Genomic DNA, 13068 nt, shown 5'->3' with positions numbered 1-13068 from the left:
CGCAGGCCATAATGCAGGATATGGATGAATATCCAGGCAGTGATAATGATTGAAATATTCAGAAAAATAAGATCAAAGAACAAATAGATGTATAACAATTGTTTGTCGTTTGATTTCATGTTGCTAGTCGTTTATATAAATCCCTGTTGTCCGGAAAAAATTTGATAAAATTAGTAATAATAATAACAAATTGTTATACAAATATTTTTTGTTTTTAACTATCTTTTTCAGGAATTTAGTGGTTAAATGTTTCCCGATTTCCTGATGATTGCTACAAAGCGCCTTGGCGGTTAAATATTCCAGGGACGCAAAGATGCAAAATTTTAATACGATGGTTTAAAATTTTCGTTACAGGCTAAAATTCAAACATTGTAAATAATTTGAAAAAGGTTAAGATAGTTGGAAATGGTTTGATATAGTTTGAGGTGGTTTGATATAGTTTGAGGTGGTTTGATATAGTTCAAGATGGTATAAAAGTTCAAAGGAACTTTACCACAGGGTACTCTGTGGTTCTCTGTGAAATTTCTCTGTGGAACTCTGTGAAAGAATTGACTTTAAAAATATAAATACTATAACACAGAGACACGCAGAGAAGGCACAGAGGAATATTATAAAATTTCTTCGTGTTCTTCGTGCCTTAGTGGTTACATATTCCCTGACTTGAAAATTAAAAGAAATCAAATGAAGTAGTCCTCTGATTGTTTTTTAATTAAGCACAGGACTATTCCCCTGCTATACTTTTTAAGGATGATTTTTTATCTAAAGGGATAGGGTATTTTAAAAAAATCATGTAAGTTTGCGCAAAGAAAATATTCAAAAAATTATTTTATGAGCAGATTCTTAGGTCCTTCGTTAATCAAAAAGCTGGTGATGTCGCTGGCGGGTTTGTTTTTAATGATATTTTTATTGTTACACTTAACCCTTAACCTTTTCATTTTGCGTGGTGATAACGGCGAATTGTATTCGACTTGTGTGAAATTTATGACCACCAACTTCCTTGTTAAAATAATGGAAATTGTATTGTTTGGCGGTTTGTTTCTCCATATTTTGTATGGTATCGTCATTCAGATCCAGAACTGGATATCCAGGCCTGTAAAGTACAAAGTAATCCATCAATCTCAGACTTCTTTTTTCTCGAAGTACATGATTCATACAGGTGCCATCATTTTTGCTTTTCTGGCCATCCATTTAACAAACTTTTATTTCGTGAAGTTAGGGTTTTCAAATGCCCCTCAGGGTACCTTGCCTGTTGCCGGCCGTGAAGATTTTTATCCCATGGCAGTCAATCTATTCAGTCATGCCGGTTATTGCTGGTTGTACATCGCTTTTATGGTGTTCATCGCTTTCCACATGAATCATGCATTCCAGAGTGCATTTCAGACATTGGGCTGGAACCATCCGATTTATACTCCCTTCATTAAAGCTGTTGGAGTGATATATTCCTTTGTAATCGGAATAGGTTTCTCCGTTGTTCCCATTTACTTTTTGTTTTTTAAATAGAAGATTTTTCTTTTTGCAAGATAATTTCACTGCTATATGACAGTATTGAATTCAAAAATACCACAAGGACCGCTTCAGGAGAAGTGGAAAAATTTTAAAGCTTCGCAAAAGCTGGTAAATCCGTCGAACAAGCGTAAGCTTGATGTCATTGTTGTTGGCACAGGTTTAGCCGGTGCTTCGGCTGCTTCCAGTTTAGGTGAAATGGGCTTTAATGTTAAAGTTTTCTGTTATCAGGATAGTCCCCGCCGTGCCCACAGTATTGCTGCACAGGGGGGTATAAACGCTGCCAAGAACTATCAGAATGACGGCGATAGCATCTATCGCCTGTATTATGATACCATCAAAGGTGGCGATTATCGTGCACGTGAGGCAAATGTTTACCGTTTGGCCGAAGTGAGTAATAATATCATCGACCAGTGTGTTGCACAGGGTGTACCTTTTGCTCGTGAATACGGGGGTTACTTGGATAACCGTTCATTCGGCGGTGCCCAGGTTTCGCGTACATTTTATGCCCGCGGCCAGACCGGTCAGCAGTTGTTGCTTGGTGCCTATGGCTCATTAAGCCGTCAGATCAAACAGGGAACCGTTACCCTTTATTCCCGTTGCACCATGATGGATCTGGTTATTATTGATGGTAAAGCCAGGGGAATCATCACCCGTGATTTGGTAACCGGTGAAATCCAACGTCATTTTGCACACGCAGTTGTTTTGGCAACCGGTGGTTATGGTAATGTTTATTACCTTTCGACCAATGCTATGGGATCAAACAGCAGCGCAGCATGGCAGGCTTATAAGAAAGGCGCCTGCTTTGGAAATCCTGCTTATGTTCAGATCCATCCTACCTGTATTCCTGTTCATGGCGATTATCAGTCCAAGCTTACGCTGATGAGTGAGAGTCTTAGGAATGACGGAAGAATATGGGTACCTAAAAAGAAGGAAGATTCCGAAAAATTACAGAAAGGCTTAATCAAAGCTTCCGATATAGCTGAAGAAGACAGGGATTATTACCTGGAAAGACGTTATCCGGCTTTCGGTAACCTCGTTCCCCGTGACGTTGCTTCCCGTGCAGCCAAGGAACGTTGTGATGCCGGTTTCGGCGTAAATGGCACAGGACTGGCTGTATTCCTCGATTTCAAAGAAGCTATCGGACGTTTAGGTCAGCATAAGATTGAAGAACGTTACGGCAATCTTTTCCAGATGTATGAAAAGATCGTTGATACCAATCCATATAAGCAACCTATGATGATTTATCCGGCTATCCATTATACAATGGGCGGTATCTGGGTTGACTATGAATTAATGACCACCATCCCCGGTTTGTTCGCAATTGGTGAAGCAAACTTCTCCGATCACGGTGCAAACAGGTTAGGAGCTTCTGCTTTGATGCAGGGCCTGGCCGATGGTTATTTCGTTCTGCCATACACCATCCAGAATTATCTGGCTGATGAAATCAGGACTCCCCGTTTATCCACCGATATGCCTGAGTTTGTTGAAGCCGAGAAGAATGTAAACGACCGTATCAATCATCTGATGGGCATCAATGGTAAACATTCTGTCGACCACTTCCACAAAGAATTGGGTAAGATCATGTGGGAACATGTCGGAATGGGCAGAACTGAAGAAGGATTAAAGAAAGGTATTGAATTGATCAAAGAGTTGCGTGGTGAATTCTGGAAAGATTTACGCGTAGCCGGCGATAGAAACGAATTCAATCCTGAACTGGAAAAAGCAGACAGAGTAGCTGACTTCCTCGAATTGGGCGAATTGATTGCTAAAGATGCCCTTCAGAGAAAGGAATCCTGCGGCGGCCATTTCCGTGAAGAATATCAGACTCCTGAAGGTGAAGCATTGCGTGATGATAAGGATTACATGTATGTTTCAGCATGGGCTTTCAAAGGCCAGGATCAGGAACCCGAATTGAACAAAGAACCTCTGGTTTATGAAAGCACCGAGGTTAAAGTTCGTAACTACAAATAATCGCGGAACGTACATTTTAAGTTCCAATAAACATAAAACCCTGGCAGTATTAAGAACTGCCAGAGTTAATTTTAGAAATCTTAAAACGACATTGAATACGTAATTATTCAATTATAATATTCAATAATTAATTGAATTATGGATTTTACTCTTAAAATATGGCGTCAGGCCAATGCCAAAGCAAAAGGCAAGTTTGTTACCTACGAGGTGAAAAACATATCTTCCGATTGTTCCTTTTTGGAAATGCTAGATATTTTGAATGAGCAGTTGATTGATAAGATTGAAAAACCTGTTTGTTTTGACCACGACTGTCGCGAAGGCATCTGCGGTATGTGCAGTTTATATATCAATGGTCAGCCTCATGGACCTGATGCCCAGACAACAACCTGTCAGTTACACATGAGGAAATTCAAGGATGGCGATACCATCGTTATCGAACCCTGGCGTTCAAAAGCTTTTCCTATCATTAAGGATTTGGTGGTAGACCGTTCTGCTTTCGATAAAATTATCCAGGCTGGCGGTTACATTTCCCTTAATGCCGGAAGCGCCCAGGATGCCAATGCAATTCCTATCAGAAAAGAATTGGCCGATAAGGCTATGGATGCTGCTGCCTGCATTGGTTGCGGTGCCTGTGTGGCTACCTGTAAAAATGGTTCAGCTATGCTTTTCGTTGCAGCCAAAGTATCGCAATTTGCTTTACTTCCCCAGGGAAAAGTTGAGGCCAAGGAAAGAGTTAAGGCTATGGTTGCCAAAATGGATGAATTAGGGTTTGGTAATTGCTCCAATACCGGTGCATGCGAAGCTGAATGTCCTAAAGGCATTTCTATTTCAAATATTGCCCGCTTAAACAGGGAATATTTCTGTGCGAAGATGTCATAAATAAATATAACTGCATCTTAGTTGATAACAGTTTTTTGATTAAACAATTAAATATTCTGGTGTGTACCGGAATATTTTAATTGTTGATCAATTCCTGCCTTTTCAGATTCCCTTTAAAACGGCTTTTAGCAGTAAATACCCTTCTAATTTTTTCTGCTCATGCGTAAGATTGCCGTATTGGTCTTTTTACTTTCTGCCTCAATTCCTGCTTTTAACCAGGATACATTGTCCTCCGTATCTCTGAAAAAGATTGATTACCGTCTTTCTTATACAGGTTCCATTCTATATCCCGGATTTGATGCGGCCCTTGAATATCCAGTACATGCGGTTGAGATCCGTAAAATATTTAAGAATAACCGGGTAAAAACAATTTTTAAGGATAGATTTGCCGGCCTAAATCTTGGCTTTTATCATCATCCGGGTTTCCATGATAACCTTTATTTGTGTGCAAACTGGACCATGAGAAGAACCCGTGCCAACGGCTTTTTTACTGAATTCTTACCTGGTTTGGGCTATAGCCGGACATTCCTGGAAGGAACAACTTATCAGGTTGATGATCGGGGAAATGTCAGCAAAGAAAAATGGGCAGGGTATAATTATTTATTGTTAAGCCTGGGCACCTCGCTGGGTTATGACCTGAGCATCAAAAAAAAACTGCCTGTTTCATTTTTTACGCAGTTTCGGTTTATTGGTATGCTGCCTTACAACAGTACAATTTATCTTCGCCCTATGATACAAATGGGTATAATGTATCATCCTGCTTTCGTTAACAGATTGATGCGAAACAAAAACATGGGAAAATGAAATGGTTCCCTTTTATAGGATTTTTAATTTTGATTCTGACAGGTTGCCAGAAAGAAAAAATTTCATTTTCAACTGAAGCCGATGATATTTTCTACCTGGATAACCAGGGCGCTTCGATGAAAATCATGGTCCAGGGCAATACCTTGTCCAAAAACTACATACTGTTTGTTCATGGCGGACCGGGCAGCAATTCCGAATTGTTTAATACGGATTATATCAGCAGCCATCTCGAAAATAAATATGCCTGTGTATACTGGGACCAGCGGAATGCCGGCGCTTCCCAGGGCGGATCAAATGGCTGCAGGATGCACCTGAGCCAATATGCTGATGATCTGAAGAAGGTTATTCAACTTTTAAAATACCGGTACGGGGCAGACATTTCAGTATTCCTGCTTGGCCATAGCTTCGGGGGATTGGTTACTTCCGCTTTCCTGACCACAGGAGATAACCAGGATATGGTCAAGGCCTGGATATGTGTTGATGGCAGCCACAATTACCCTTTGAATGATACCCTAACGCATGATAAATTACTGAATGCCGGGCAGCAGCAAATAGCGCTGAACAGCAATGTAGGGAAATGGTCGGAAATCGTTCAATATTGTAAAAACCATAACGGTAATTTTTCACTTGACGAATCCAACCAGCTGGGAAGTTATGGAGAAGAGGCAGAGAGCCTTTTTCCTGAGGTTAATAAATTTGATCTTCTCGGCCAGGTTGAAAAATATGCCATCAGCCAGGATTATCCCTTAACCTCCATGGCCGTAAATTATCTTTATTCTTCCAATTCATCATTGAACTCGGAGTTGGCCACTGCAAATTTTTCACCTTTGATGAATAAAATTCATATCCCGGTCGTCCTTTTTTGGGGCAGGTACGATTTTATTTGTCCTGTGGGGTTGGCATACGATATTATGGACAGAACTGCTTCAAACGATAAAAAAATAGTCTTTTTTGAGCATAGCGGGCATAATTGCATATTCCAGGAAGAAGAGAAATTCTGTAGTGAACTGTCTTCTTTTATTGACCTGCATCCATGAAAAATGGCCTGAATCCCCATTCAGACCATTTTAAACTAACCTATAAACCAACCAAAACCTAAAATGTATAGCCTATTCCTATTTTTGCTGCTAACGTAAAACCGTAATTATCTTTATGTATCCCTATGGTCTCCGGTTTGGATCCGGGGTTATAAACAGAACCCAGGTAAACGCCGGCCCCCATGCTGGTATCAAAATGTAAGTTTTTTGAAATGACTAACTGTAAACCCATCCCTGCATAATGTTCCATCGTTGTGATCCGGCTGTCCTGGTTATCTGCTACCGTTGAAGCAGACTTCTTTGTGGATGTGGAAGTTTCAGTCAATGGTAATTTATTGAGTTTGTTGTACATGAAATTGTAATGTACATAAGGCCTTAAGTAAGTGGAATGTGAATGTCTTGCGTTGGCATAGTTGGATGCAGGTGTCAGAAATACTTTATAAATGACTTCTGCCCCGGACAGGTGGTATGTGGAATTACTTAATTTTGCACCGAATTCCAGAGACCGCTTGTTATTTTCAACATTGACATTCATGTTCATGTCTGATCCATGCCCCGAACCAGTGGCCGTTTCGTAAAGATTGAGCCCGTAAATATCGTCAGAAGAGCTTTTTGTCTGTGCAAAGCCGGCTATTGTAGTCAGGCTGATTGCTAAAGTTAAGATTGACGTTTTCATTTTCTTTAGAATTTAAAGGCTGGTTTCTTTTTATTCTGGTTTCAATCTTTTTAACGTTTATCCAATCCATCTGTTTGCTTGTTAATAGTGACATTGATTACTTCAGACCAGTGATATTGGTTAGGGTATAGAGGTGAGCCATGATTATTCCCGTCGGTGATCTGGAACATCTGATAAGCACCAGCAGATTTGTGAATTAGAATCCGGATTTTTTTATGGGCTTGATAATTCTCCAAATAACTTCAAGTTAACCGGATCTAAATAAATTTGAGTTTTAATTTTGGAAAAGGTTTAAAATAATTACCTGTTATTAAGGATTTGTAATTTATCCAAATAGTTTTGATTTTTTGTTAAATATAGTTAGCTTTGTTCTCATTATTAGAAAGAAAGACCATGAAGAGGATACTAATCTTACTTGTTATTTGTTGTTTGGGAAAATTTTCAGATGCATATTCTCAGGTAATTATTTTCAATACAGGTATTGAAAAAGATGCCGATATCAAAGTTTTTGTTACGGAATCTTCGTCCAAGGCCGATCTGAATGTCTGTTTTGTTGACAGCATGAAACACATCAATAATGATGGCCTATGGTATAACATCGATTTTGATAACATGCCGAACAAAAAAATTTATTTTGTCAATTCTGCTGAACAGGCCGATTTGAAAATTTACCTGGTTGATTATGCTTCACAGGCAGGTTGGGTGAATCCGGAGAGGAAGAAATTATTTATGCCCGACAGATAGCACGAAAGCTCATCTCCCTGTTATGCTGAATTAGTTTTTTTTCTCCTATCTGAGTTTTACAGTAATATTCAGCAAGGATATAAAATCAATAGATTTATTTTTGTAGTACGGTTTGAAAACAGGATACTTAAGTCTGGATGGATTTCAAGACTCATTGGGGTTGACGTGGCAAATAATTACATTCGTGATTATTTTTATTGTTTACTGGGAGATAAAATTTGAAAGAGTTTGAAATTGATTATGAAGACCGAATTAATAATTATTTACGTATGAACCTAAATTATTACTTTAAAACATGGGGTATAAAAACTTGCTTTTATAAGTTAAGAAGAGCTATTCCGTTTATTTCCTTTGCCATATTAGTTTTGCTTCCCGGACTGACAAATGCTCAGCCACGGCAAATCATTATTAATCCGTCGGTTACCTGCCAAAAGATTGAGTATTTCACTGCTTCAGATGCCTGGAGCGGTAATTTCGTCGGAAAATATTGGAATAAATTGCAGAAAGATCAGATAGCTCAATGGTTGTTTAGTTCCAAATTAGATAAAACAGGGAATCCGGAGGGTATCGGATTGTCAATGTGGAGAGTGAACCTTGGAGCCGGAACACTCGAACAGGATAGTGCTGATATTGTGCCTTACCAAAGAAGAGCCGAGTCATTTATGGCTCGGGATGGTCAGAGTTACGACTGGAATAAATGCCTTGGGCAACAGTATTTTATGCAAAAGGCTGTAGACTATGGATGCAACAATTTCCTGTTATTTTCCAACTCTCCTCTGGTTCAATATACTAAAAATGGAAAAGGTTGGTCTTATTCCGGAAAGTTTGCAAATATTAAACCCGATTGTTATGGCCAATATGCAGATTATATGGCCAATGTTGCGCGATATTTTATCACAAAAAAATCATGGAATATTGCCTATATCAGTCCTATAAACGAACCTCAGACATTTTGGGGTGATTCACGTCAGGAGGGAAGCCAGTGGAAAAGTTCAGAAATGAAAAAAATGTATGTTGAACTGGATAAATCACTGGCAAAAAAAGGTCTGGATAATGTACGGATTTTTGTTGGAGAAACATGCACATTGTCAAATCTTTACGATAAAACGGGTTCAAACACGGTATGCAGTAAAGAAGATGAACCAGAATTGCAGATTTCCACATTCTTTAATCCAAAAAGCCCTTGCTTTATAGGTAATTTGAAAAGTGTTCCAAAAATCATTTCTGGTCATGATTATGGAACTCATTTGAACAATCAGGTGTTGAAAGAAATACGCAAAAAACTAAAAGCCGAAGCTGATAAATACGGAGTAAGTTTTCATGAGTCGGAATGGTGTTTGCTTCCCGGAATTAAAGAGCAGATGGACGGTTTTACCCCGGATTGGGAACATGGGAATTACTCGGGAATACAGCCTGCCCTTCTTTTGGGGAGACTTGTTTATGGCGATATTGTATATGCAAATTCCCATGCCTGGGGATATTGGAAAGGTATGGAAATCAATGGTGATCATGCTTTGATTGCACTATATCCCAAGGACGGAAAAATTGAAAATGGTGGGAATATTCGTTCCAATAAGATGCTTTGGGCATTGGGAAACTATAGTTTTTTTATTCGTCCAGGTTATACTCGTGTTGAGCTTCAGGGTGCCGATGATTTAAATTCGTTGGTTGCATCAGCTTATTTGGCTCCCGACAAGTCTCAGCTGGTGATTGTTTACGTAAATTCATCCTTTGATAAAATAGAGGTCCATGTCACCTTGCCTAAAGATTATGCCCATAAAGTGAAAAAGTTGTCGGCATACCGGACTGATGAGAGCAGCGATTTAACCAATATGTATATTCCTGAAAAAGCCGGCGGTTATATCATTCCTCCCCGTTCCTTGGTTACTATGGTATTTGATTTGTAGTTGGAAAGGATAAGGATAGTCAATTGTCTGAAAATAACTTGTTTCGACAAGTGTAAAAGTAAGAAAATCTACATACTTTAATTTTTTACTTGCTTTTTTTGCATAAAATCTATTTGCATTGGAGAAGTAAAATACTAACCAAAAGCATAAATTTTGACTTTCCCCATATTTTATAAAGTCCTTTTAATGTTCCTGTACTATAAATAATGCACAATTAATTTACCTGCATTATGAGTTTTAAATCATATTTTTAAAAGTGTAAGGAAACGTGGTGAAAAATATATTCATGAAGGCGATGAGATTATTATTTCGGCCATGGAGCACGATTCAAAACTTGTTCCCAGGCAAATGTTTTGCCAGCGGAAAAAGGCAAAGCTGAAATTCATTCCTTTCAATGAAGCCGGACGACTATGCCATCCGGGGCTTCCAGTCAAAAGTCTGGTTGAATGCTGAACTAAAAGTCGGGAAAATTATTTTTACAGCTGACAGCAACGCGATCATTACCAAAGGAATTATTGCATTGCTCATCACGGTATTTCCCGGCAGGATACCCAAAGAAATTATGGATTGTGATTTATATTTTATGGATAAGATAGGTCTCAGGCAAAATCTGTCGCCCACATGTTCGAACGGGTTGCTGGCCATGGTAAAGCAGATGAAACTTTATGCCATGGCATACAATGCCAAGATGCAAAAAGGAGAATAAGGCCGGCAGGTTTCTTTAAAAAACAAGACTATGTAAAAGATAGACTATTTACCATCGGAAAGCGAAATCGTAAATATTCTCATAACAATTTACAGACTCGAAATTCCGGTGAACATATATGATATGGGCCTGATTTATGAGTTGAATGTGAATGAAGAAGGCACGGTTGATATCAAGATGACTTTAACTGTTCCCAATTGCCCGCTGATCGACAACCTGGTTGAGGAAGTTAATGCCAAGGTGGGCGGAATCGCAGGAGTGAAAGGGGTTAATATCAACCTGGTATTCGATCCGCCCTGGGATATGACCGGATGTCCGGTGAAGCCAAACTTGAGCTAGGTTTTCTTTAATCAGGAGCCACACAATTGATTCTTTCTGATAGTATATTGGTGAGAATGATATCCTGTAGAATTTTATTTTAATCGTATTATTCAATTACTTCACTTGTAATTGATAATTAATTCATGTATTTTCAAATACATTTTATAGTGTATTTAAAAATCATAATCACTTTCTTTTTTACTTTAGATAAATAAATCGTCAAATTGATTATTAGAGGGTTTCAGGTAATGGTTATTGGATGAAAATAAAGAAATTACTGGGTAATCATATTCTAAAGTCAAATAACTAAAAATAAAAATTAATTATTTTCGTATGAATTAAAAAGATTCGGCATTGGTATTGGGAACAGATAATGTATGGAATTTACTTTTACAATATACTATTCCGTCAATTATAGCAATGACCGCTTCATCACTGTATAGCATTGATAGCATTTTCATTGGTCATGGAGTTGGCGCATTGGCTATCTCAGGATTGGCAATTTCCTTTCAATTAATGAACCTTTCTGCTGCTTTTAGATCTATGGTTGGATTGGGTGCAGCTGCATTAATGTCTTTAAGCTTAGGTCAAAAAGATTATTCAAACGCCAACAATATTTTAGGTAACGGTTTAATCCTGAATACTGTTATGGAGTGGAATATTCTATTCTTGTCCTTTTTTTTCTTGACCCTATTTTGCGTTTTTTTGGCGCAAGTAATGATACGCTTCCCTTTGCTCACGATTATATGTTTTTTATTCTGTTGGGTAACGTTTTTACCCACATGTATTTGGGATTGAATTCGTTATTAAGGGCATCCGGCAGTCCGCAAAAATCAATGTATTTGATGATTGGTTCTGTCATTATTAATGCTATTTTGGTTCCTGTATTTATATTCGATTTTAAATGGGGAATAAAAGGAACGGCCTGGGCTACGGTAATTGCACAAACAGCCATGATCTCAAGACAAATTCTTTTTTTGCTAAAAAAACGAATTTAATTCATTTTCAAAAAGGGACCTTCCATTTAAAACGTAAGATAGTCAACGATGCTTTGGCTATTGGCATTTCTGCTTTTTGATGAATGCCGTTTTTGTGTGTTATCGTAATTTTTATAAACCAGGAATTGATCAAATACGGCAGTGATTTGCATGTCGGGACTTATGAAATTATTAACCGGGTGGTTTTTCTTTTTGCTATGGCCGTTATGGGGCTGAACCATGGAATGCGGCCTATTGCCGGTTCTAATTATGGTACTAACCAGATTGAACGAGTCAATAAGGTTCTAAAATATCCCATTTTGCTGGCAACCCTTGTGATAACGCTGGGCTTTTTACTCGGCGAATTAATCCCTCGTCAGGTGGTGGCTCTGTTTACCAAGGACGAGACATTAACTGGATATGCTGTGAATGGATTAAGAATTTTTTTTATGTTTTGTCCGGTAATTAATATTCAGATGGTGACTGCTAATTTCTTTCAAAGAATTGGCATGGCCAAAAAATCTATTTTTATGTCTTTATCACGCCAACTCATATTTTTACTGCCCGGACTTATCATTATGTCTCAGTTTTTTGGTGTGAAAGGTGTTTGGTACAGTCTGCCGGTTGTTGATATTTTATCCGGTATCGTTGTGACTTATATGTTACTTGTTGTATATCGTAAATCCGTAGTTAAACATTAATTCATAAGTATGGCCGAAAAATTCTTCATTAACATCGGTCGAAAGTTAGAAAGTGGCGGCCGGCAAATAGGTGAGATGCTGGCAAAACAGCTTGGGGTTCCCTTTTATGACAAAGAGCTAATCCTTATCGCCTCTCAGCAAAGTGTTGTGGTTAAAGAATTTTTTGAAAAAATTGACGAAAAATCCGGACATAGTCTCTTTTGGGGTGTAGGCAACGTTTATGGAGGCTATTCGGGTGATATTTATGCTAATTATTATATTTGAATAATGAAACTCTTTTTAGGATACAAAGCGATGTGATCTGCGATTTGGCTGATCAGCATTCGTGTATTTTTGTGGGTCGTTGTGCAGATTATATTTTGAAAGATAATCCCCGTTGTTTAAATTTGTTTATAACCGCTAATTTGAACGATAGAATTAAACGGGTATGCGAAAACGAGAAGATTCCTGAAAATACAGCTTAAAGCTTTAATTGAAAAAACGGATAAGCAGAAGGTTAGTTATTATAATTATTACAGCGATAAAATCTGGGGCGCTACCAGTTCATATCATCTGTACATCAATTCTTCGGTACTGGGGATCGAAGAAACAGTGAATTTTATTTATCAGTTTGCGAACAAACGATTTGCATGACCTGCAATCAAATTAAATTTTACCCTACAACAGAAAATAAATTAGTTTTAAATTGAATTTTCAATTCAAAAATACCTTACCTTTGCGGCTTCAAATTTTAAAACATTTTTTAACAGTAATTAAGTTTTTTTAGAATGGAAGTAGTTGATAATGCAGAGGTTATAGGCCGTACCATAGGCGAAAAAGATGTTTACCTGATTCATGAT

Annotated in this window: 10 protein-coding genes and 4 pseudogenes; 12 read left to right on the top strand and 2 right to left on the bottom strand. The window is 38.2% G+C overall.

Annotated elements, in window-relative coordinates; all coding sequences use genetic code 11:
• Positions 1-828: 828 nt before the first annotated feature.
• The 5 genes from Q8907_06185 (at position 829) to Q8907_06165 (ending at position 6197) form a co-directional block, all read left to right on the top strand.
• Complete coding sequence (locus tag Q8907_06185) at positions 829-1500, top strand: succinate dehydrogenase cytochrome b subunit (GenBank protein ID MDP4273850.1); 672 nt, start codon at positions 829-831, stop codon at positions 1498-1500.
• Positions 1501-1536: 36 nt separating this feature from the next.
• Positions 1537-3477 (top strand): fumarate reductase/succinate dehydrogenase flavoprotein subunit, encoded by a 1941-nt coding sequence (locus Q8907_06180; GenBank protein ID MDP4273849.1) that lies wholly within the window; start codon positions 1537-1539, stop codon positions 3475-3477.
• Positions 3478-3615: 138 nt separating this feature from the next.
• Entirely contained in the window at positions 3616-4356 is a 741-nt protein-coding gene (locus Q8907_06175; GenBank protein MDP4273848.1) for a succinate dehydrogenase/fumarate reductase iron-sulfur subunit, read from the top strand.
• Between the two features lie 159 nt (positions 4357-4515).
• Positions 4516-5160 carry a hypothetical protein gene (locus Q8907_06170; GenBank protein ID MDP4273847.1) on the top strand — a complete coding sequence of 215 codons (645 nt, stop codon included), beginning with the start codon at positions 4516-4518 and terminating at the stop codon, positions 5158-5160.
• A complete protein-coding gene (locus Q8907_06165; GenBank protein ID MDP4273846.1) occupies positions 5157-6197 on the top strand; it encodes an alpha/beta hydrolase in 1041 nt (346 codons plus the stop codon). The genes Q8907_06170 and Q8907_06165 overlap by 4 nt, the downstream gene beginning before the upstream one ends.
• Before the next feature lie 58 nt (positions 6198-6255).
• Here the strand turns inward: Q8907_06165 and Q8907_06160 are convergent, their stop codons facing one another.
• Together Q8907_06160 and Q8907_06155 are read right to left on the bottom strand one after the other, a co-directional pair.
• A complete protein-coding gene (locus tag Q8907_06160; GenBank protein ID MDP4273845.1) occupies positions 6256-6873 on the bottom strand; it encodes a hypothetical protein in 618 nt (205 codons plus the stop codon).
• A gap of 50 nt (positions 6874-6923) precedes the next feature.
• The gene (locus Q8907_06155) at positions 6924-7109 is read right to left on the bottom strand and encodes a hypothetical protein (GenBank protein MDP4273844.1); all 186 of its coding nucleotides are present in this window, start codon (positions 7107-7109) and stop codon (positions 6924-6926) included.
• A gap of 157 nt (positions 7110-7266) precedes the next feature.
• Between Q8907_06155 and Q8907_06150 the strand changes: the two genes are divergently transcribed.
• The 7 genes and pseudogenes from Q8907_06150 (at position 7267) to Q8907_06120 (ending at position 12862) form a co-directional block, all read left to right on the top strand.
• The gene (locus tag Q8907_06150) at positions 7267-7617 is read left to right on the top strand and encodes a DUF6150 family protein (protein ID MDP4273843.1); all 351 of its coding nucleotides are present in this window, start codon (positions 7267-7269) and stop codon (positions 7615-7617) included.
• 269 nt (positions 7618-7886) lie between these two features.
• Positions 7887-9524 (top strand): glycoside hydrolase, encoded by a 1638-nt coding sequence (locus Q8907_06145; GenBank protein ID MDP4273842.1) that lies wholly within the window; start codon positions 7887-7889, stop codon positions 9522-9524.
• A 315-nt stretch (positions 9525-9839) separates the two neighbouring features.
• A complete protein-coding gene (locus Q8907_06140; GenBank protein MDP4273841.1) occupies positions 9840-9977 on the top strand; it encodes a hypothetical protein in 138 nt (45 codons plus the stop codon).
• Positions 9940-10230 (top strand): annotated as a pseudogene (locus Q8907_06135) (SufE family protein). The gene Q8907_06140 and the pseudogene Q8907_06135 overlap by 38 nt, the downstream one beginning before the upstream one ends.
• Before the next feature lie 39 nt (positions 10231-10269).
• Positions 10270-10580, top strand: a pseudogene (locus Q8907_06130) (iron-sulfur cluster assembly protein).
• Positions 10581-10905: 325 nt separating this feature from the next.
• Positions 10906-12229: pseudogene (locus Q8907_06125) on the top strand (MATE family efflux transporter).
• Between the two features lie 9 nt (positions 12230-12238).
• Positions 12239-12862 (top strand): annotated as a pseudogene (locus tag Q8907_06120) (cytidylate kinase-like family protein).
• Positions 12863-13068: the final 206 nt, after the last annotated feature.

This window comes from Bacteroidota bacterium (genome assembly GCA_030706565.1).
Taxonomy (GTDB): Bacteria; Bacteroidota; Bacteroidia; order Bacteroidales; family JAUZOH01; genus JAUZOH01.
This window is presented reverse-complemented; position numbering and strand designations above follow the sequence as displayed.

Excerpts from the sequence above, each read along its gene's own strand:
- Q8907_06185 (MDP4273850.1), top strand. The coding sequence starts at position 829 with ATGAGCAGATTCTTAGGTCCTTCGTTAATCAAAAAGCTGGTGATGTCG.
- Q8907_06180 (MDP4273849.1), top strand. The coding sequence starts at position 1,537 with ATGACAGTATTGAATTCAAAAATACCACAAGGACCGCTTCAGGAGAAG.
- Q8907_06175 (MDP4273848.1), top strand. The coding sequence starts at position 3,616 with ATGGATTTTACTCTTAAAATATGGCGTCAGGCCAATGCCAAAGCAAAA.
- Q8907_06170 (MDP4273847.1), top strand. The coding sequence starts at position 4,516 with ATGCGTAAGATTGCCGTATTGGTCTTTTTACTTTCTGCCTCAATTCCT.
- Q8907_06165 (MDP4273846.1), top strand. The coding sequence starts at position 5,157 with ATGAAATGGTTCCCTTTTATAGGATTTTTAATTTTGATTCTGACAGGT.
- Q8907_06160 (MDP4273845.1), bottom strand. The coding sequence starts at position 6,873 with ATGAAAACGTCAATCTTAACTTTAGCAATCAGCCTGACTACAATAGCC.
- Q8907_06150 (MDP4273843.1), top strand. The coding sequence starts at position 7,267 with ATGAAGAGGATACTAATCTTACTTGTTATTTGTTGTTTGGGAAAATTT.
- Q8907_06145 (MDP4273842.1), top strand. The coding sequence starts at position 7,887 with ATGAACCTAAATTATTACTTTAAAACATGGGGTATAAAAACTTGCTTT.
- Q8907_06140 (MDP4273841.1), top strand. The coding sequence starts at position 9,840 with ATGGAGCACGATTCAAAACTTGTTCCCAGGCAAATGTTTTGCCAGCGG.